This window comes from Sinorhizobium numidicum (assembly GCF_029892045.1).
GTDB classification, from domain to species: Bacteria; Pseudomonadota; Alphaproteobacteria; order Rhizobiales; family Rhizobiaceae; genus Sinorhizobium; species Sinorhizobium numidicum.
In genome coordinates this window covers 244,160-263,998 of sequence record NZ_CP120367.1, presented here as the reverse complement: position 1 = coordinate 263,998, position 19,839 = coordinate 244,160, and the positions used below count along the sequence as shown (strand labels likewise).

The window sequence follows — 19,839 nt, the reverse complement described above, 5'->3', positions numbered from 1 at the left end:
GCGACGTGCTTTAATCATCGGCACACCGCAGGGCCGCGCACGACGGCCATCGGCTCGAGTCAACCCTGGGCAGCAAGATGTCCTGACGACGTGGCTGAAGCGCTCCGACATTTGCCGCCACGAGCATTACTTCGAAATCAATTCGGCAGCGGCAAATCCCCTTCTGCATTCGTATGGAGCGAAGCGGAGGCTGTATAAACCCCAGGGCGAATAGGTCAGTTCAGCAGCATCATCTGAAAGGTTCAAGATGATCTTGTATTCGCCGTCATCGGTTCGAATCTGGCAGCCTTCAAAAGGGTGCGGCAAGCCCGGCGCAAGTTGCGTTTCCGAGCCACGAACTGATCTTAGAAGAAATGACGGTCGACGACCGCCCCTCCCAACATCCATGAGGATGTCGCTTATCTCGTCGATCTGCGAATGGAGGACTGCCAGTTCAGATGCCAGCTCTGGCGGCGTGGCATCATATGAAAATTCGGGAGAAAACTTGAAGCTAAAGTAGATGAGTCCAGTTGCCCCGTGGATGATCGATGACCATGCCTGGGCGCGGAATTCTGATGGAGTCGTTTCTCGACCAACCTGTCCATTAAATTGCGTCAGTGCGATAAAGGAGAACTGCGGTTTGCCGGCGCTCCAACGTGACATTCGATCGATGGCATGGCCCTGATGCGTGGACGTGTAGCCATCAAGTTCCAGAGTTAACGCATCGCCCGAGGCGATCGGATAGCAATCATGGCTTAGCCAATCGATATACCGGCTGTCGGCATAGTCAGACATTATCTTATCGAGATATACATTGTTGACATGGGCGCCGACGTGGTTGATCCACAGAGGCTTTCCACTAACAGACCAATCGCGGGCGATCACATCGATTTCGTCGGGCCGCAACCAGACTTCTTCGTAGGTGATATCCTTTCCACCGGGTTTCGGGTTTGAAGGTTCGTCCATCAACGCAAGGGCCAGCAATCTTGGCTCGTGCAGGTCCTGCTCGAAGGCGGCGCGATCAATGACCAAAAAACTCGGTTTCGGAGCCGAATAGCTGATTCCGACCGGCTCGCGCACCATGTATAGGTCTTGCTTGTTCGCCTCTTTTGTCCACAGGCCAACATCCCCGCCGCCATTCACCGCGAAAAGCGTGTTGATACCGCGCGCTTTCCACAGGGCCATTTTCTCAGCAGGTTGCTGCCAGACGCCTTTGATGAAGGTTGGGGGTCCGTTTCCATCGGAAGACTTCGCTTGCGCCGTCCGCGCACAAGCGTTGCTCAATGCCGATGCGAAGCCGATGACTGGCAGCCGGGATGCCAAGCGCAGTAAATGACGGCGACTGATCCCCTTCACGCGGCTTCTCCTGGTGTGCGATTTCGAGCAATGCCACAGATAGATCATACCGGTATCTTCCGCCGGGTAAGATTCCCTAGTTATGAGTATCTTCTTACGCCAAAAGGACTGACGAGCCCGCGCGCGATTCTAGGCGATGAGTACTGCAGGCCGGGTTGACCTGTGTAGCACCAGGAAACTAGCGCCTACTGAAAGCCTTCGAAGTGCCAGCGGGTGGCTGACGGCACTCGCGGCGGTCTCCCCGCGCCGCAAGTCAAGGACGGCGGGATCATCGAATTCGCTGGCATCGTGGGATTGCCGCAATTGCTGGAGGAGTGAATGGCTATCAAGCTAGTATCCACTCAGATGCACGTTGCTGGTAAGCTATTTTGGCGGGCCACGGCCACGGCATCTCGTGCCCTGCTGCAGCGCCGCGGCCTTCACACCGGCTCTTTCATTCTGTCGTGTCAGGCCGCAGTTGCTCGCTCCCTCGAGCAAAGAACTTCGTTTTGAAGCCCAGATAAGTGAGCGGTGCGGTGGGTGACCCGATCATCGCGATCGTTGTTGTTTCGACAACGAATCTCAAAGCATGCGGCTTTGCCGGGCAATGCGACATGACACCGGACAGATAGGCACATCAATGGCTAGGCGCGCTGTTTTCCGTGGACTTCGGCAGCCAAGAGGTCGATCGCAGCGAACACATCCATCGGCTCCCAGTTTGAAGGATTGCGATAGCTTGGATAAGCGTCCAGCGCGGCTGCTGCGAGTTGATCGACGGAGGGCCTGGCTGTCGAGCGACGAACCAGTGCAGCCTTCGCGCCGCTGCCCGTCCGGTCTTCAGTCAATCCCCATCCGGCGTAGAATGGCACCGCGTAGCAGCGCACAGGTACTTCACGCAGCAAGGCGTCGAAACCGACCTGACTGGATACAGTCCAGACCTCATCGACGACATCGAGAATGGAAGCGACCGATACTTTGTCGACTAGCAGAACGACGCCGGCGGTCCTTGCTGCGCGCTCCGTGATATAACCCTTGCGATAACCCGCCATCACGTCCGGGTGGGTGCGTACCACGCATTGCGCGCCGCTCGCGAGCGCGTCAGTCAGCATCCGGTCGAAAGAGTGACGACTCCCAAGCGCCCGTTCGACGGAGACATCGCCGAGAACCTGATCGACGAGGAGGATTCGCCGCCGGTTGCTTGCCTCGATCGAGGGCTGGCGATGCGGCAGATTGTTGTATTTCGACAGCTTGTATCGAACCATCCGTTCGCGGATGTGCTTTCCCGAAATGTCCTGAGCACCGCCTGCGGCTTGCGCGATCAAGAGTTCCAGGCGCGAGGGCGTGCTGGCGTCAACAGGCAGTGCCAGATCGTCAACGACAATCGAGAGGGACGGCGCGCCGTCCTTGCCGAGCCCGACCGAGCGCAGAAAGCCATCCTCCAGATGCCAATGGGGCAGCCGTCGCAAACGGGCAATTGCCATCGCGCTCTTTGCGGGAAGACGCCCGCCCCAGGAAACGATGCCCTCGATCCCGGGCGCAAGCGTCGAGGTGAGTGGTTGATCACCGAAATAGTGATCGAGCCATGGCAAGGCCTGACGGACGAAGAACGTCGCGCCGAGACTGGCTCCCCGCCTTGGCCACCAGGCTTTGCCGGCCACCTGGGGCAAATGATCCATAGCTCGCAACAGGCTTGCACCTCATCCTCGAGCGTCTCTACGCCGATCGCCCAACCAACTTAGGGCCAAAAATCAGTTTGGGCGGGAAAATGCAATCGCCAATGCGTGGAACCGCCCGTTTCGCTTCACAACCAACTTGGCCACGATTAGCTGTCAGCCGTGCTCCTCGAGCTCGAGGAGAAAGTATGTAGTCGGCCCGTAGGCCGTGTCATTGGAGAGTCGGAATGACACACTTCCTGTTCCACTCTCGACCGGCGGATAAACGGTGCCGTCGAGGCCGATGGGCGATATTCTCCAAGTGGCGGCTGTCCTGGAGAGCGTTAAATCGGCATAGTTCTTCCGGATCAGGACCGGAAGGCTGCCGAAATCCTCGATGATTCTCTCTTCGCTATCACGAAAGACCATCCCGGTATTTTGGGCGTCGGTGGCGAAGATCAGCAGCATGCGCCGGCTCTGCGAGAGCGGGGCTCCCACGTCGAGCGTCGATAGAGCGACAAGACCGTCTCCGTCTGTCTGCTCGATGCGCAGGACACCAAGATCGATGGGTTGCCGCAGCGAGGAGAATGCCGCCGCCTCTGTCGAGCGCGTTAAGACCCGCAACTGTCCGGCGTGGCGGTCCAGCAGGATTTCCCCGGTATCGCTCTGGTAAAACCCTCTTGCGACGTCGGTGCGATTTTCCGGGTCGATCACGCCGCCTTCACGCAGCGTGGCCAGAACATCCTCACTGTCTTGGACACGCGGCTGCATGACGCCGATTTCACCGTCGAAGAGGTCGGCATGCTGCAGTCCGATGCGCCCGACCAGAGCAAGGTCTGTCAGCCGCTCCGGCTCGCGCGCCTGCATGTCCTCGCCCAGATCCTCCTCGCCGCGAACCGCAAAGGGGATCGTAATGCCGGAAATCGCCACATCACCGCGTCGATAGAGGAGTGCGGCGAGTGTTTCGCCTGCCCGCGCTACCGGATCAAGGGCGATTGCATAAGGAAGCATCGCGTTCTTGTGGGGGTAAGGTTCGCCATAGCTGAGCACGATCGGACCATGGCCGTGCCGGCAGAGCACGTCGAAGCCCTGAAGTGCCGCATAGGCCGGCATAACGAGCCCGCCCTCGTAGCGATAACGGTTCCAGAAGAGATGATCGTATTCGCTGACGATAAATGGCTTTTCGAGCCAGCGCGCGGCAGCGATCATCCGCATGTAATTGGCACCATCAGCGATCGAACTCACCTGCAGGAGTGCGCTGCCGGGAGAATAGCCGCCCACCCAATCATGGTAGGTGTTCATGGTGACGGCCTCGAGGTCGCTCCGGCTAAGCGCAGTCTGCATCGTCGGCCAGTTGTTATAGGTACTGATCAGTCCCTTATACCCGAGATCCCGCAACGCCTCTGTCAGCCGCTCGGCGGACGCGCGTTCGATCTCCGCGAAGAACGCCTGAACATCTCGCATCCGTGGACTGTCGGAATAGCGCTCGGCAGGAAGCTTCACCGAACCCCTTTCGAGCCGCTCGTCGTCATCGAGATCTCCCCAACTCTTCATCAGCATCTCGGTGGACCGATAGCGCTTTGCAAGCCAATTGTTAAAGGGGGCGGCAAGCCGCGCGTCATAGGAAGGTTCGCCCGCGCGCTCATGCACGACGCTGTCGAACTCGATGCCGTTCTCGTTTGCGAGGATCACAAGCGCCAATGCGTCGTCCCGGATTGGCGCAACACCGGTATAGGGATTGACCCGGGAGAGGAACGTCTCTTGCAGCGTTCTCCAGTGTTGGAATGCCTTTTCGTCCAGATGCAGCGCGAGCTTGAGATTGCCGTTGGCTTCCCAACGGTCGTCGTAGCCGCCATACGCGCCGCGGGGCGACGACAATCCCTCGATAATCCAATAGATGCCATTCCGCTTCAGGGCTGAGAGCAGATAGTGAATGCGATCAAGCGTCTGAGGATCGAAGTCGAAATCGGCCTGCCTGCCGAACATCAGGCTCGCGTCAACGAAGTGCAGCCGTGCGATGTTGTATCCGTGAAGAGCAAGCTGGCGAGCGTAGCGGTCCGCATCGTCGTGATCCGGAAACCCGCCTGACGCGGGACTCCAGGCAAGCGAGGCACATAGCATTCTGACCGGCGTTTCAGGCGAGCTCGCGAATCCCAGGCGTCCGTGCGTGCCGGCAACAAGGCGATGTTCCGCATCGATCGGCCCGTTTGGAAGAAAAGACGAAAAATCGAGCGGGCTTCCGGCACGGACTTCGAGCGAGACCTCCCGAACCGGCACCCATTGATCTGATCCGCTTGCGGGCGGAGCCGAACAGCCGAAAAATAGCGTTGCTGCGGCAAGCAATGAACCTATGTTCATGCAGGCTTTCCGAAGATTCTGCTTTCGATCGGTTCGGCGGGCCGTCTGCGCCTTCTCAGCAATCCGATGGGCAGAGCGGCGGCATGGAAGAACCAGGCAACGACCGTATAGAGCCCCATGCTCAGGCTGCGCTTCTTGGCGCTGACCAGCAGGATGACACCGACGAGCACCGCGCAGATTGCGGCAATTGCCGTGGCCTTGTCCGGCAGGAACACGATCAACAGAAGGGAAAATAGCCACCAAAGATAGACGAGGCCCCAAAGCTTCAGTTCGGGCAGCTCGCGAATGACTTGCAGGAAATAAGGCTTGCCGACAGAGGCGCGCAAGAGCTCTCCGATCCCGTAGAGGTATTTGCTCTTCCAGCGGCGAACCAGGAGCCGGTAGGAATTGACCGTGTGACCGAAGTGCTGGACGAAGCGACGGTCGAGGCGATAAAGCCCCCAACCGGCGCTTCTCAGGCGGATACCGAGGTCGAACTCCTCGTAGCCGTGGAGGTTACGGTCGGAAAGATAACCCACTTCTTCGATTGCACTGCGTCTGTACAGCCCGCCGCCATTCATACGATCGACGGGCCCTGTACGATTTTCCGGCGCATTGCGCTTGGTGCGGCGCGCGAATTCGAGATTGGAAACGAGCATCTCCTCTACATGCCCGGTCACGCCAGCAATGGAAGGATTGTCGGCAAGGAATGCGACGGCCGTGTCGAGAAAGCTGCCGTCCAGCAGCATGTCTCCGTCAATGATGCAGATGTACTCGTAGCGGGAATATTGGAACCCAAGCTGCGGCCCGATACCGCAGCTCGGAAGCGCCGGCGGGGCAATTTGCGCAATAATGACAGGATACTGTGAGGCGATCTCGACCGTGCGGTCTGATGATCCGCTGTCGGCGACAATGATCTCGCCCTGTCTGCCCTGAAGCGCGGAAAGTGCGCTCTCTATCGTTGCGGCAATCCGCTGCTCTTCATTCAAGGTCTTGATGATAACGGATATAGTCAAAAGAGCCCCCAATATCGGCAGGGAAGGCGCGCAGTTATTCCATCCCAGAAATCGGCGCGGCCAGCCACGCATCCGAGTCCCTGCCGTTCTACCTTCGATAGTTTGCGTTTTGGTTTACCCAGGCCATCGCATGGCGAAAGCGATGGCGACTGTATGTAACGAACCAACCGGCAACAACGCCGCACGCTCCTCCGATCGCCTTGACAGCGATGTCGACGAGGCGTGCATGCCGGTCCGTTGACAGCATCTGCAGCAATTCGAGCCCGATCGCGGTTGCCATGACGACGGCCAGAACGAGCAAGAACCGCCTTGGATAGGCCGTCGCGAACAGGAGCCCCAGGAGCCCGAAGGCACCGAACCGTTCCACATGCACCCAAGCGCCCATGCGCGGACGCATATCGAGCGGCGACAGCGTCGAATAGGCGATAAGGCCAAGCAGGAGCCATGCAAGGATGGACGCTGCGAGCTTGAAGTTCATCGATGACTTGCCTTCCTGCATCTCGCGGTCTCGCGGCTCGTCGTTCCCGCACATAAGTCAGGCGAGCCAGCCGGCGGCAGAGTTATTTCGTGAGCGCTCCATAGACCTCGAGCGTTTTCAGCGCGACGCCTGTCCAGCTGTGGGTTAATTCGACATGCTCGATCTGCGAAAGAACTTCGTCTTCGCTCGGGGGATTCGCGATCTTCAGGTCGATGGCTGCCGCGAGGGCGTCGATGTCGCCAAGGGGAAAATAGTCTTCGGCTGGCAAACCGAGCTCGCGGTTTGCGACGATGTCGCTCGCCAGAACCGGCAGACCATAGGCTAGCGCCTCTAAAAGAGCGATCGGCATGCCTTCATGGCTTGAGGGAAGGACGAAGAGCGCTGCGTTGGCGAAGAGTTCCGCTAGCCTGTCGCCCGATTGGAACCCGGTCAGAACGACGCCAGGGACGCTGCCGGCGATCGCCCTGACCTGTTGGGCATACGGCGTCTCGAATTCCGCGCCCCCGGCAAGCACCAGCCTGAATTCGGAATTGCCGAGTTTGGCAAATGCCTGGATCAAATCAATCTGCCGCTTTTCCGGCACCAGCCGCGCAGCAAGAAGAATGTATCGGCGTCGCTTCAGTCCGAACTCCGCCAGAATGCCGGTTGCTCCGACAGAAGAAGGAACGGCAACCCCGTTTGGCACGAAGGCGACGGGCACATTGTAGCGCTCGCCCATCGTCTCAACGATCTCCTTCGAAATCGCTATGCGACCATGAGAAAGGCGCATGCCAAAGCGTTCGCCGAGCTTCAGCATGTTCTTGGCGAAGGTGTTCCATTTCTGCCGGTCGTAATCATAGCCGTGATGGGTAACGACGACCTTCATGCGCAGAAGACGGGCGAAGGGCACCAGGAGTGCCGGCCCGACTGCATGAATATGAAGGATATCGGGTCGACGCAAGGCGGCGAAACACACGCCGATGAAGGTGTGGACGATAGCTTCCAGTGCCATCAGCCGCGGCGCCCAGAGAGGAAAGACACGAATACCGTTCCACGAATGCGACGATCGATTCTTAAGATAGCGGCGGCGGCCGACGATTTCGACGTCCCAGCCATGCCCGCTCAGCCTGCCGGCAAGCATTTCGACGTGCTTTTCCACTCCGCCCTGCACGTTTGGAATGCCGCGCAGGCCGAGCATGATTACCCGGCGGCGGCCCGTCCTGTTCATGGTTCGCAAGCGCGAGGCCAAACCATCAAGCTGTTCTGAGGACAATGGCTCGCCGACGAGCGCCGCTGGCGTTGCCTCCAGTGCCGCCGAGCCGGCCGGAGCTTGGGCCGGCATTTCGGACAGCCGATACCCACCGCCGTCGCGTGGGCGATGATCTTGCAAGAGTCCAGACTTTGTGCTCATGGTTGTCCGCCCCGGGAAGTTCCCTTGGACACCTTTTACGAGCAGAACACTTACTATCTCCGCAAATAGATCGCTAAATTTCTAAGAGACTGGTCGAAAATCAAACGCCCCGGTGCTGGCTTCGGCGGAAGGACCGCACGCCGAAGTTCAGGCAGCGCCGAGGGCGGAGTAGAGGTCGAGCGTCCTTGTGCGATAGGCGGCCGCGGAAAATTCGCTTGCAATCCAGGATCGTCCCGCCGCGCCCATGCGAGCGCGAGCCGTTGGCGAAAAAGCCGCCATCTCGCGCAACGCCCTGGCGAGATCCTCCACCTGTCCCGAGGCCGCCAAAAGACCGGTTTCGCCTTCCCGCACCATCTCCGGAATGCCGCCGATGGCAGCGCCAATGACGGGCCGTTGCAGGGCGTAGCATTCGAGGATGCTGATCGGCGCATTCTCGTACCATTCCGACGGAAGAACGAGGGCACGGGCCTCGCCGATAAGGCGATGCAGCTTTTCCCCGGAGAGATAGCCCGCGAAGGTGACATCGGCCCGAACTTCCCCGGCCAGTTCCCGAAGGCTTGCCTCTTCCGGGCCGGTCCCGGCGACGATCAGCCGCTGCCCCGAAAGGGCGACCGCCCTGATCAAGGTTGCAAGCCCCTTTTCTGGAGCGAGGCGGCCGGCGAAGACGAAATAATCCCCCTCTTTCCAATCGGTGCGATAGGCGGAGACGTCCACGAAATTGGGTATGTGGATCATCTTTTCGCGCGGCCAGCCCCATTCGGCGAGCTTTTCCAAATAGAAGCGGCTTGGCACGACCAGGCGCTCCAGCTTATCGCGATAAAGGCCAAGCAAACGGTGCAGCATCGTCTCCGCGAGCACGACGGCGCTCAGGGGCACCGAGTCCTTGATGCAGCGATGACGAAGAACGTTATGGATTTTTCCGCCGCGACAGTCCTCGCAGACCTTTCCGTCACGGAGCATCTTATAGGAGGGGCAAGCGAGCTTGAGATCGTGAACCGTCATGACCACCGGAATGCCGGCGGATTTCAGGGTCGAGAAAATCGCCGGCGAGAGATGGTGGTAGACGTTGTGGGCGTGCGCCACCGACGGCCGCACGCGCTCGATCAGCTTGCCGACCTTACGCTGGGCTTCGACGGAATAGATGACGCTCGCCGCCTGCGCGACTTTCCGCAGAAGACCGGTCTGCCGGCCATACTCGATCTCGGAGACGAAGTAGTCAGACCATGGCGTATGCTCGTTGCTGTCGTGCTGCATGGCAAACGGCACGACATCCCAACCGATCTCCCCGAACATGCTCATATGATCGAAGAAGACCGCCTCCGCTCCGCCGCGGCGATAGAAGTAATTGTTGATCGCGAGCAGGCGCTTTCCGGTATCTTCGAGCTTCGGCACGCGGGGGGCCTCCTACCAGTTGAGCCTATCGAGCGCATGATCGACGGGGAGCACGCAGCATCCCTTCTCGACCGCGTAGCGCACGAGATGCTCGAAGGTTTTCGGCGTGCAGCCGTAGGGTGTCGGCCGCGGGGCGATGTCGTGCGTGAAGAAGATCAGCCAGCCGGGCTGCGCCGCGACGTCGTCGATCCAGCGGGTGAGCGCCCATGCATCCTGCTCAGGCTGGCGGATCTCCACGGCCCTGAGCATCAGCGGATCCACCGATCCGCGGTTGATGGCCTCGCCGCCCGCACGGCACGTCCGGTAACGCCGGCGTAATTCGGCGCGCGCAAGCGGCCAGGCGGCATTGTAAGGAAAGGCGAAATTGGTCGCCGGCGGCGAGACGCCGACGCTCTTCAGGTAGTCTGCATTGCGGTCGAGATCCCCGCCAAGACGGCCGAAATCGCGTATCCTGCGATGCGAGTAGGTATGGCAGCCGATCTCGTGTCCCCGCGCCAGAAGCTCGCCGCACCCCTCGGACGTGATCAGCGTCCGGTCGCGCTCCACCTGGCCGGCAAGACCGCCGGCGATGTAGAAAGTCCCCCGCGCGCCGTGTTTCTCCAGAATGGCCGCGCCGTCGTGAAGCGCGCTATCGGGAACGTCGTCGAAGGTGAAGGAGACGAGCGGTACATCCGTTTCCAGGCGCCGCCGCGCCCGCGCGAGCTTCCAGATCGCCCGGTTCGCCAGCCTGTCGATGAGCGCGCCGATCTTGCTTTCCTCATTAAGCATGAGCCACACGATTCCTTTTTAGCGAGACAGAAGCGGCCGCCAGCACGGCGCTCGATTGCAGGTGCAAGATTGTCTTCCGCATCGGATGACGCAGGCTGTAACCGAGCATGCCAAAGAAAAGCAGCAGCGCCAGGATCTGGTTCACCCGGTTGGAATTTCCAGCAGAGGGATCGAGCACCGCCTCCCCCGTCCGGTCGAGGAAGGCTGTGACGGAGACCGAGAGGAATGTAAACATCGTCGTGAAGCGGAGTGTGCCTACGCTTAGCCTCAGAGCGTCCCGCGCACTGGTCTGTATAGAGGCGGCCCTGCTCATTCTCCAGCAGCCTCTATGCGGCAGCAGGCTGTTGGCCGCGAAGATATCTCCACAGCCCGAGCGCCACCGCCATGGCTACGCCCGCGATCAGCCCTAACACGGCACCCCCGATAAGCAGGATGATGGTGCGAGGCGGCCAACTGCGTGAATTCGGCGGTACCGCCCGCGAGATGACCCGGATATTGGTGGTGTCGATCTGCTGGCGCTCCGTGATCTGCTGGGTGCGCGCAAGATGTGTTTCGTAGATCGCCGCCTTGGTGCGAGCGTCGCGTTCCAGGTCGCGCAGGTGAACCTGCGCCTCATTGTCGGCGAAGACGTTCGACGTCTCATCGTTTGCCTTGGCCCGCAGAGCATCGAGCGCGGAGCGTTCACGATCGTAGTCGGCCTTTGCACGCTCCGATATGCGGCGGGCTTCCTGGTTGATGGCGGCTTCGAGGGTCGCGCGTTCGGAGCGGGCGGCAGCGAGGCGCGGATGCTTTTCCCCGTAGGTGAGCTGCATCGAGCCTATCTGCTGCTGCAGGGCATTATATTGCTGGCGCAAGCTCGTCATGTTGGCGGACTCGAACACCGAGGCGCTGGCAGTCTGGCCCTGCGCAATGGCCGCGCTCATCTGCTTATAGCGGGTTTCCGCCTGGATGAAGCGTTGCTGGGCCTCGAGAACCTGGGTGTTGAGTTCGCTGGAAAGCTGATTGCTCACCAGTTCGCCGTTGTTGCTCGACTGCAACCCGTTCGCCCGCCTGAAATCCTCGACCCTCTTTTCGGCCTCGGTCACGTTGCGGCGTAACTCATCGAGGCGCGCATTCAGGTTCTGCGCCACACGGCCGGCGCTCTCGGCAGAAGATTGGAAAAGCTCCGCTTCAAAGGCGTCGACGATCGCGTCGGAGATGGTGACGGCCTTTGCCGGATCCTCGCTCCAGACGTTGAGAACCACCACGAACGAACGCTCTTCCCGGCGCGCCTCGACCCTCTCCGTCAATGCGCGCATGGCTGCCAGTTCGTTGTCAGCCTTGCCGTCCGGCGACGAGAACAGCGCCGTCAGCAGAGCCAGTGGCGTCGGTTTGACGAATTCGGCATCGTTCGCGAGCTGCAGACCGTCGACCACGCGTTTCAGAACGTTGCGCGATGTCAGAATCCGGAGTTTGCTTTCGACCTCGAGCAGTTGCGCGTCACGCTGCGGGTTGGTCGTAAAGACGTCATCGCTGACGACGTTAAGATTGGAAGGATCCACGACGAGGTCAGTGTAGACGGTATAGCGCTGAGAAGCTGCCAACGCATAGGCGAGCGCGCCGGCGACGCAAACGATGAAGGCGATGATCATCCAGCGAATGCCGTCGCGCAGCCATAGGATGACATCATCAATTCCGATGCTTGCGAGCGCATGCAGCCCCGGAAGGATCTCGGCGAGGCCGCCGGACTTCGGCTGAGGTGCGGGAACAGGCCGGACAATATCCGGGTCGCGGGCGGAAATCCTCTCTCCAACCGTTACGGGCCGCGCTTCTTCGTCTATCGTCGGCACAAGGTCGAGCAGCGAACCGCCGCTGGAGCGACGGCGTGTCTGCAGGCGCAATCCTTGGTCCTCAGGCTCGCTCCGCCGATACATCCTATTGTCCCCATGCATGCCCTCGAAGCCACCGAAGAGCATTGCCCCTGCGTTCGCCGCACTGATCGTTAAGAATTAGGATTGCAGAGTGAATATTCCGTTAAGCCGCCCGGCGGGCGGTAACCTTCTTTGACCTCTTAAAAATCCGTCAGCAGCCTGCTCCAGCTTTCCGATGCGAGCCCGCCGATATAGATGTCGCCCAGCAAGGCCGCGTCCCTGAGGTCAGCATGGCGGGTAACCATGCAGAAATAGCCGCGGTGCCGGAAGGTGAGCCACCGCTGGCGCGATATGGCGTTGATCAGGAAAGATTGCGCCATGCCTACAGCGACAGCAAAGCCTTCCGCATCGAGGCTGGCGAACATCTCGGCTGTGACGTCGACCTCGCGCCCCTCCTCGCAAAGGATGTTGAGCACAGTGGCGATGCCTTTGGGCTTCCCGAAGAAGAGGAATGCGCCGATCGTGCGGTCATCATCGCCGACCACCATCCTGCACTGGAGCGTTCCCAGGCTCCGGTTCAGCGCGGCAACCTCGACGAGCCAGTCGAATTCCGCCTTCGACCATACGGGTCGGATGGAGAAGCGCTCGAGCATGGGCGTCGCACAGTGCAGAAATTCGGCGAGATTCCCGGCCCTTGTCCGGCACGCGGCCGCAGTGACCGATCGCTTTGAGGGCTTCAGCCGGCGCAGTGCTCGGTCGACCAGCCCGAGCGCGCCGACGACGATGCGCGACCCAACGATGGGGATCCGTCGAGCGGCGAGAAGGGCCGCGGTCGCGAGAGGCAAAAAGGAGCGCTGCCATTCCAGACTCTGGATCGGCAGAACGAAGCCGCCGCCGGCCGCCCAATGGTCGGCGCTCACGGGCGAAGCATTGTCCGAAAAGCACATGTCCTGGCGAGCGGCCCGCATGATGCGGGCAAGACGTGCCGCGCCGGCCGCCCCGGCCTTGCCGTCCGCCATGAAGGCGCAAAGTAGGCGCGCCATCGTCGCGCGGCCGTGTACGGTGAACTCCATCGGCAGCGACAGGATGGCACTGTCTATACCGCCGGCACCGTTCTCATGCACGATGCTGCCCTGTTCCGGAGCATAGCAAGGGCTGCCAAAGAAGATGGTTTCGAGATAGCCGCAGAGATCCTTTCCCGCCTCGCTATCGCGCTTGCGGAAGACCCTGTTGAACAGCCTTCCGATGGCGGGAATGTCGCTGCGCGTCATCGGGCGAGCCGCCGGCCGCCGCGGATCAATTTCCACCGTCGAAGGCGGCCCGACCTCCCGCAACTCAGCCTTCATGAGCCCTGCCCGCCGGCAGATCGAGTTCAGCCAGTTCCCGGTCGCGTCGCACGTAACGCAGGAAAACGCCCCATGCGGCCACCACCATCGCGATTTCGATCAGATAGAACGACACGAATGTGCCGGCCGGCGGAGCGTACCAGCTCGCCCAGGCGGCAAGGCCTGCCCCGACAATGCTCCCGAGCCCCATGACGGCCGCGCGGGCCGCGTGGTAGCCAGAAGCGCCGAGCGCTTCCACTGCTACCGACCAGACCGCAAGCGGCACGACGACCCAGCACAGGATCCTGACAAAGCCGACGAGAGAAATGTATTCCCGACCGAAGAGATAGGGCAGGATCGGGGCGAGCACAAAGACGGTCACCGCCGCTGCGAGGCTGATGACGATCGCAGCGGCGAGCACGCGCAGAACCAGCTGCAAGGCGTGGTGCAAGCCTGCAGCCGAGACCCTGGCGGAACCCGGATAGATCAGGCGGTTGAGCGCCTCGACCGAAAGATAGCTGCTCTCCAGCATCCGTCGCGCGACACTGTAGCTCGAGACGATCTCAGCCGTGGTGACGAGGCTCAGCACCAGCAGGTCGGCGTTCTGCCGCAGCGCGCGCAGGATGAACGGAATGCTGAAATAGAGGCCCTGCGGCAATTCCTCCCGCAGGATGCAATAACGGGGTTCGCCCAGCCCGCCGATAGCCCGCATGCAGACCGCTGCCAAAAGCACGTGACATACGAACTGCCATATGGCCCAAGACGCGATGGTCGAAACGCCAAAGACGATGCAGGCGAGCGCGGCCGCAACCGTCCGCGCCACGGCAAAGGCGACGACGACCTTGTTCGCGGACGAGAAATCGGAGTGGGCGATGAAGATCTGCTCGATCAGAACGATGATCCGCACCAGGACGATGTTGGTGATCAGCATCAGCGCGATCACTACGAAATTCGTGACCGGATCCGGCGACAGCGTAAAGAAGATCGGCAGGACGCCGGCGCCGATCAGGACCAGCACGAGTCCGCTTGCCGCCGTCAAAAGAATATTGTGCCCGAGCATTTGCGGATAGATGGCATGATCGCGGGCAACGCGGCGCACGAGGGATTCCATGGCTCCGAGGCCGCACAGGTGGACCGCTATGTTGGCGACGGCCGTAATGGCGACGAAGGCGCTGAATTCATGAACGCCGAGCCAGCGGGCGAGAATGGAGAAGGTGAGGAGCTGCGCCACGGACCCGAGGACCAGACTACCGCTGGAGGCCATATAGGAGAGGACCATCGGCAGAAATGGTTTGTACCCGCGCGAGTCCGTTATGCCTTCCGATGCCATCCGCTCTGCCCTGACAATTCGACGGTAGAGGTGCTCGGCATCGGGCGGCTCGTCATTTCGCCGCCCCGCTCCCGCCGATTGCGGCGCAAATTAGCACGCAGAAATGATTGCGCGGTTAACGTGCCCGTTTCAATTGCATTTCAGCTTCCGTTTACCTGGGTGCGCTAGTATCCGCACCGATCACCGCCTTATCCGACAATCTAAGGAGCGTTCGTGCTGCAGGACGATAATCATTTTAACGGCAGCCCGGCTGACGACCACTCGCCCCGGCTTCATCGGTTCATGGGTGTTGAGCTTGAGCTGGCGCCCGACGTGCTTGTGCCGCGGCAAGAAACCGAACTCCTCGGGCGAAGCGCGGTCGCGATCCTTCGCGATCACATCGGACAAGCGACAGTAATCGACATGTGCTGTGGCTCCGGCAACCTCGCTCTGGCGATCGCCACCGAAATTCCGCTAGCGCGGGTCTGGGGCGCGGACCTGACTGATAGTACGGTGGCTCTTGCCCGCAGAAACATTGAGCGTCTCGGTCTTGGCGAGCGTGTCTTCATCCGGCAGGGCGACCTATTTGCGGCCCTCGAAGGCGAAAATTTCGTGGGTTCGGCCGACGTGATCGTCTGCAATCCGCCGTATATCTCGACGTCCCGCCTTGAAAGCGACAGCGCCCATCTTCTGAAGAGCGAACCGCGCGCAGCCTTCGACGGCGGTCCTTACGGCATCTCGATCCACCAGCGGTTGATCCGCGAGGCCGTTACGTTCCTGAAGCCGGGTGGCTGGCTCCTCTTCGAATTCGGAGAGGGACAGGACCGTCAGGCGGCAGCCCTTCTCGCCCGAACGAAGGCCTACGAGACCGTGGCTTTTGCTCATGACGCTGCCGGCGAACCGCGCGTCGCCCTGGTACGAAAACTCGGTGGCGAAGCGCCGGCGACAGACGGAAGCGAGGGCGAGAGGCGCAACCGATGAGCGACATCCGTCCGCTTACGGCGGGAGACATTCCGGCCGTTGCCGGGCTGTTCCAGAAAATATTCCGCAACAGCAACGCAGAGCCGCCCATTGCTCTCGTCGACTATCTTCGCCGACTGTATCTGGAAGCGCCAGGCTGCGACCGGGAAATCGCCCCTGTCGTTCACGTCAACGGCGATGGTCGCATCTCCGGTTTCGTCGGCGTGAATGCATTGCCAATGACTTACAAGGGCAGGCGGCTTCGTGCTGCGATTTGCGGATCTCTCATGGTTGAGGGCCGCGAGAGCGACCCGCTGGCCGGCGCGAGACTCCTCAAAGCTTTCCTCGCGGGCCCGCAGGACCTCTCCTTCAGCGAAACGGCGAGCGAAGTATCCGCACAGATGTGGACGAAGCTGCGCGGCGTCGCGCTGCCGCAATACAGTCTCGACTGGGTGCGCATTATCCGGCCTGCAGCCTTCGCACTCGACCTCGTCGCGAGCCGGCTTCGCCTGACCCGCGCACTCAGCCCTTTGGCGCGCACCTTCGATCGGCGATATCTGACGAAGATGGGTCCCGGCGAATTGCGTTGGTCGGGCGTGCCGGAAAACCGCTCTGCTTACGCCGCGCTGCAAGTGCGCGATATCGACCGCCATGCATTTGCCGCTCTTTTCGGGCCGCTGACGGCGCAATTTGCCCTGCAACCGGACTGGGCGGAGGGCCAACTCGACCATGTCCTGGCCGATGCAGCCGATAAACCGGAATACGGCGAACCGGTCTTTGCTGCGGTGACGACGCGCGGCGGCGCGCCGATTGGAGCGTTTTTCTATCACGCGAAACCCGGCGGCATCGCGCGCGTCCTTCAGATCGTCGCCCGGCCCGGACAGGCCGGTCCGGTGATCGATTGTCTTATCGAACATGCCGCCGCACGAGGGGCGGCAGCATTGCGCGGCAGAACCCAGCCTGCTCTGCTCGAAGCGATGATGGGTCGTCGCATTGCTTTCTTTCATGCGGCCTCGACCGTCGTTCACTCGCGCGACGAGGAGCTCGTCGAAGCCTTCCGCAATTCGCAAGGCTTCATGAATGGATTGGCGGGAGAACATTGGAGCCGTCTGATCGGCGGCCGCTTCGACTAAGAGGCGTTTGCGTTTCACTCAGCCGCACGGGAATGCTAGACAGTAGGTCCGATCAACCGCCGATTTCTGCGACCGCGTCCACGAGTTGCGGTCCAAGGTGCAGATAACGTGTGGCCTTTCGTTTCGCGGCGATATCGGCCCAGACACGCTCGACCTCAAGCGCCGTCAGATTTGCTGCACGGCCGACCTCTTCGGCACTCAAGCCTTTGTTGAGACCATAGAGGCAGAGATCCATGCGGTCGTATGGCAGGGAGAAATAGAACTCCTCCTGCGTCTGCTCCAGCGAATAGGTATCGGTGGTCGGCGGCCGGCGCCGAATCTCTTCGGGTACGCCAAGAAAAGCGGCGAGCGCATAGACCTGTGATTTGTAGAGATGGGCGATCGGCTTGACGTCTGCTGCGCCGTCACCGTTCTTGACGAAAAATCCCTGATCATATTCGAGCCTGTTCGGCGTGCCGAGAACCGCGAAGTTCAACCGATCGGCATGATAGTATTCCAGTTGCTTGCGCATGCGCTGCTTCATGTTCGTCGCGGCAACGATGCCGAGGTAGACGGTGGGCGGCATGCGCATCTTTGTCTGATGGCCCTCGGGATCTTGAACCACCAGCGAGGAGATATTGTAGCCGTCGCCTTGAAGCGCGTTGGCGATGACGATCTTCGAGGCCCAACCCGGCCCGTAGTCGGGAACGAGTTGACGAATGAAGGCGTCGCGACGCTCGTAACAACCCATGGCTTTAAGCGTCGGACCGATGTCATCGACGATCGCATCGACACCGAAGATTTCCGCCACCAGCCGACCGAGACGAAGGCTCTCGGGGTCGGAGTCGTTTTCCGGCATGAACAGGCAGAAGACGTTCCTGGCTCCGACGGCGCGAACGGCGAGCGCCACCGAGACACTGGAGTCGATCCCCCCCGAAAGGCCGAGCACGAGGCCGCGCTTGCGCATGCCGCGCAATTGCTCGCGCAAGCCCGCAACGATACGGTCGGTCTCTGCGGCGCTATCGATATGAAGGCTATCGGAAGAGAAGATGGACGGGTGCTGGTCCGGGCGAATATTCATTCTGCGGGCTCCAATGTTTCCGCCGCGAGCCTGCGGCTGACTTTGCCTGTATCCGTTTTCGGAAGCTCGGTGCGGAATTCAACGATCTTCGGCACCATGAAATCTTCAAGATGGCGCACACAATGGCGAATGATGTCCTGCTGGCTCAATGAAGGATCCGAAAGCACGATGAGCGCGCCGATCGCATGGCCGAGCACCGGATCGGGAACGCCGATAACCACAGCTTCGGCGATTCCGGGGTGGGCGTGCAGGACGGTCTCGACCTCCTTTGGCGCCACCTTCTCCCCGCGCGTCTTGATGATGTCGTCCTTGCGACCGACGAAATAGAGAAAGCCTTCCTCATCGGTGCGGAAGAGGTCGCCGGTATAAAGCACTTTCTCCCACGGGTTCGGACCCGGGCGCAGCATAAGCTCGGTCGCCGCTGCATTGCGCCAATAGCCTTGCATGACATGCGGGCCGCGGATGACGAGTTCGCCCGGTACGCCGGGCGGCACCCGGTTTCCTTCGTCGTCGACCACGAAGGCCTCGGTGTTCGGAATGGCGATCCCGACCGATCCAGGACGCCGATCGAGTTGGTCCGGCGGCAGGTAGGTGCAGCGCTTGCATTCCGTCAGTCCGTACATCGAATAAAGCCGTACTGACGGGAAGAGCTCTCGGAGCCGCGCGATATGCGCTGGCGGCAGGGCGGCGGCGGTGTTGGAGATATAACGTAGGCTCGGCAGAAAGCCGGGCTCGATATCGCGCATCTGCAAAATCATGGCTGCCATGGTAGGCACCAGCGGAAAGCCGGTCACGCCTTCAGCGCGGATCCGTTCGAAGATCGCATGGGGAAATGCGAAGGATTTTTCGAGAACGAGCGTCGCACCGAGCCGAATCGCCATCAGCAGCTGATAAAGGCCGTAGTCGAAGGCGAGCGGCAGCACGTTGAGAATGATGTCGTCCGATGTGTTGCAAAGATAGGTGGTGATCGACTCCGCCGCCGCGTCGATGTTGCGGTGGGTCATCATTACCCCCTTTGGGCGACCCGTCGAACCGGACGTATAGATCAGCATGGCGAGATCGACATCGATGCCGCCATGGCGCACCGGAGAGGGTTCAACCGCGAGGCATTCATCGAAAGAAGCCGCGCCGCCAGGCACGCTGCCGTTTGCGGACGCAGTCGAGGCGACGAAAAGCGGTTCTCCTGAAGATAGAGCCCGCGCCTCGGTGACGATGGGCATCAGTTTGGCCTGCGTCAGGAGCGCCCTCGCCTCGCAGTCGGAGACAATATAGGCGAGCTTGTCGGCCTTGGTGGAGGCGTTGATCGGGCTGAAAGTCGCGCCGGCCTTGAGAATTGCGAAGATCGAGACCGCCGCTTCCCAACAATTGTCCATGAAGACCAGAACCCGATCGTTCCGCTTCACGCCGTTTGCAGCAAGCGCGGCCGCAAGCCGCGTCGAAAGATCATCCAGTTCGTCGTAACACAACCGTTTCCGGTCGGTGACCAACGCCGTCTTTGCCCGTTGGGCCGCAGCGTTCCTGATGAGGAATTGCTCAAACCGCATGGTCCTGGTGCCCCCGCCCCGTTGCCCGTTTACGCCGTGACCGGCATTGCGGCCTTTGCCGCGATAAAGGCCGAAATACGCGCAACCGAATCCAGGTTCTGAGGAACGATGTCGGAATCGGCCATCGCTAGGCCGAAGTTGTCCTCAATGAAGGCGACGAGTTCGAGCACGCCGGTCGAATCGATGATGTCGTTCTCTATCAGCGATGCCATATCGGCGAGTTCGTGAGACGTGTCGCCGAAGAGAAAATTCTCTGTGATGAAGGCCTTGACCTTGTCCCTGATCGTTTCCGTCATGTCTTTTCCTTTCTT

17 protein-coding genes are annotated in these 19,839 nt (G+C 60.7%); 2 read left to right on the top strand and 15 right to left on the bottom strand.

Translation table 11 applies throughout. From position 1 onward, the window contains the following. Positions 1 to 126 precede the first annotated feature (126 nt). The 12 genes from PYH37_RS01255 to PYH37_RS01200 form a co-directional block, all read right to left on the bottom strand. On the bottom strand, positions 127 to 1,335 hold the full coding sequence (locus PYH37_RS01255; protein WP_280731654.1) for a hypothetical protein: 1,209 nt from the start codon (positions 1,333 to 1,335) through the stop codon (positions 127 to 129). Between the two features lie 623 nt (positions 1,336 to 1,958). Then, the gene (locus PYH37_RS01250; RefSeq protein WP_280731653.1) at positions 1,959 to 2,990 is read right to left on the bottom strand and encodes a capsular polysaccharide export protein, LipB/KpsS family; all 1,032 of its coding nucleotides are present in this window, start codon (positions 2,988 to 2,990) and stop codon (positions 1,959 to 1,961) included. Between the two features lie 153 nt (positions 2,991 to 3,143). Further along, positions 3,144 to 5,324, bottom strand: a complete 2,181-nt coding sequence (locus PYH37_RS01245; protein ID WP_280731652.1) for a glycoside hydrolase — start codon at positions 5,322 to 5,324, stop codon at positions 3,144 to 3,146. Further along, entirely contained in the window at positions 5,321 to 6,319 is a 999-nt protein-coding gene (locus PYH37_RS01240; protein ID WP_280731651.1) for a glycosyltransferase family 2 protein, read from the bottom strand. Before PYH37_RS01240 ends, PYH37_RS01245 begins: the two co-directional genes overlap by 4 nt. 88 nt (positions 6,320 to 6,407) lie before the next feature. Next, a complete protein-coding gene (locus PYH37_RS01235) occupies positions 6,408 to 6,797 on the bottom strand; it encodes a VanZ family protein (protein ID WP_280731650.1) in 390 nt (129 codons plus the stop codon). An 82-nt stretch (positions 6,798 to 6,879) separates the two neighbouring features. Next, positions 6,880 to 8,004, bottom strand: a complete 1,125-nt coding sequence (locus PYH37_RS01230) for a glycosyltransferase family 4 protein (RefSeq protein WP_280732492.1) — start codon at positions 8,002 to 8,004, stop codon at positions 6,880 to 6,882. A gap of 330 nt (positions 8,005 to 8,334) precedes the next feature. Further along, entirely contained in the window at positions 8,335 to 9,579 is a 1,245-nt protein-coding gene (locus PYH37_RS01225) for a glycosyltransferase family 4 protein (RefSeq protein WP_280731649.1), read from the bottom strand. 12 nt (positions 9,580 to 9,591) lie between these two features. Next, on the bottom strand, positions 9,592 to 10,347 hold the full coding sequence (locus tag PYH37_RS01220) for a polysaccharide deacetylase family protein (RefSeq protein WP_280731648.1): 756 nt from the start codon (positions 10,345 to 10,347) through the stop codon (positions 9,592 to 9,594). Further along, entirely contained in the window at positions 10,340 to 10,660 is a 321-nt protein-coding gene (locus PYH37_RS01215) for a hypothetical protein (RefSeq protein WP_280731647.1), read from the bottom strand. The genes PYH37_RS01220 and PYH37_RS01215 overlap by 8 nt, the downstream gene beginning before the upstream one ends. Positions 10,661 to 10,673: 13 nt before the next feature. Further along, complete coding sequence (locus tag PYH37_RS01210; protein ID WP_280731646.1) at positions 10,674 to 12,260, bottom strand: GumC family protein; 1,587 nt, start codon at positions 12,258 to 12,260, stop codon at positions 10,674 to 10,676. Between the two features lie 137 nt (positions 12,261 to 12,397). Then, entirely contained in the window at positions 12,398 to 13,468 is a 1,071-nt protein-coding gene (locus tag PYH37_RS01205; RefSeq protein ID WP_280732491.1) for a GNAT family N-acetyltransferase, read from the bottom strand. Positions 13,469 to 13,532: 64 nt separating this feature from the next. Beyond that, positions 13,533 to 14,852, bottom strand: coding sequence for a lipopolysaccharide biosynthesis protein (locus PYH37_RS01200; RefSeq protein ID WP_280731645.1), 1,320 nt, complete (start codon positions 14,850 to 14,852; stop codon positions 13,533 to 13,535). Positions 14,853 to 15,065: 213 nt separating this feature from the next. On the opposite strand from PYH37_RS01200, the gene PYH37_RS01195 reads away from it, so the two are divergent. Further along, on the top strand, positions 15,066 to 15,812 hold the full coding sequence (locus PYH37_RS01195) for a N5-glutamine methyltransferase family protein (RefSeq protein ID WP_280731644.1): 747 nt from the start codon (positions 15,066 to 15,068) through the stop codon (positions 15,810 to 15,812). Then, on the top strand, positions 15,809 to 16,924 hold the full coding sequence (locus PYH37_RS01190; protein ID WP_280731643.1) for a hypothetical protein: 1,116 nt from the start codon (positions 15,809 to 15,811) through the stop codon (positions 16,922 to 16,924). Before PYH37_RS01195 ends, PYH37_RS01190 begins: the two co-directional genes overlap by 4 nt. A gap of 52 nt (positions 16,925 to 16,976) precedes the next feature. Here PYH37_RS01190 and nadE read toward each other — a convergent pair whose 3' ends face one another. The 3 genes from nadE to PYH37_RS01175 are packed head-to-tail and all read right to left on the bottom strand — an operon-like array spanning position 16,977 to position 19,824. Continuing rightward, entirely contained in the window at positions 16,977 to 17,984 is a 1,008-nt protein-coding gene (gene nadE / locus PYH37_RS01185; protein ID WP_280731642.1) for an NAD(+) synthase, read from the bottom strand. Continuing rightward, positions 17,981 to 19,528, bottom strand: coding sequence for a class I adenylate-forming enzyme family protein (locus tag PYH37_RS01180; protein ID WP_280731641.1), 1,548 nt, complete (start codon positions 19,526 to 19,528; stop codon positions 17,981 to 17,983). The genes nadE and PYH37_RS01180 overlap by 4 nt, the downstream gene beginning before the upstream one ends. A 29-nt stretch (positions 19,529 to 19,557) precedes the next feature. Further along, entirely contained in the window at positions 19,558 to 19,824 is a 267-nt protein-coding gene (locus PYH37_RS01175; RefSeq protein WP_280731640.1) for an acyl carrier protein, read from the bottom strand. Between the last annotated feature and the right edge of the window lie 15 nt (positions 19,825 to 19,839).

Coding starts and splice junctions, on each gene's coding strand:
- PYH37_RS01200 (WP_280731645.1), bottom strand. CDS start 14,852: ATGGCATCGGAAGGCATAACGGACTCGCGCGGGTACAAACCATTTCTG.
- PYH37_RS01230 (WP_280732492.1), bottom strand. CDS start 8,004: ATGAACAGGACGGGCCGCCGCCGGGTAATCATGCTCGGCCTGCGCGGC.
- PYH37_RS01215 (WP_280731647.1), bottom strand. CDS start 10,660: ATGAGCAGGGCCGCCTCTATACAGACCAGTGCGCGGGACGCTCTGAGG.
- PYH37_RS01205 (WP_280732491.1), bottom strand. CDS start 13,468: ATGACGCGCAGCGACATTCCCGCCATCGGAAGGCTGTTCAACAGGGTC.
- PYH37_RS01250 (WP_280731653.1), bottom strand. CDS start 2,990: ATGGATCATTTGCCCCAGGTGGCCGGCAAAGCCTGGTGGCCAAGGCGG.
- PYH37_RS01235 (WP_280731650.1), bottom strand. CDS start 6,797: ATGAACTTCAAGCTCGCAGCGTCCATCCTTGCATGGCTCCTGCTTGGC.
- PYH37_RS01175 (WP_280731640.1), bottom strand. CDS start 19,824: ATGACGGAAACGATCAGGGACAAGGTCAAGGCCTTCATCACAGAGAAT.
- PYH37_RS01180 (WP_280731641.1), bottom strand. CDS start 19,528: ATGCGGTTTGAGCAATTCCTCATCAGGAACGCTGCGGCCCAACGGGCA.
- PYH37_RS01210 (WP_280731646.1), bottom strand. CDS start 12,260: ATGTATCGGCGGAGCGAGCCTGAGGACCAAGGATTGCGCCTGCAGACA.
- PYH37_RS01220 (WP_280731648.1), bottom strand. CDS start 10,347: ATGCTTAATGAGGAAAGCAAGATCGGCGCGCTCATCGACAGGCTGGCG.
- PYH37_RS01190 (WP_280731643.1), top strand. CDS start 15,809: ATGAGCGACATCCGTCCGCTTACGGCGGGAGACATTCCGGCCGTTGCC.
- PYH37_RS01245 (WP_280731652.1), bottom strand. CDS start 5,324: ATGAACATAGGTTCATTGCTTGCCGCAGCAACGCTATTTTTCGGCTGT.
- nadE (WP_280731642.1), bottom strand. CDS start 17,984: ATGAATATTCGCCCGGACCAGCACCCGTCCATCTTCTCTTCCGATAGC.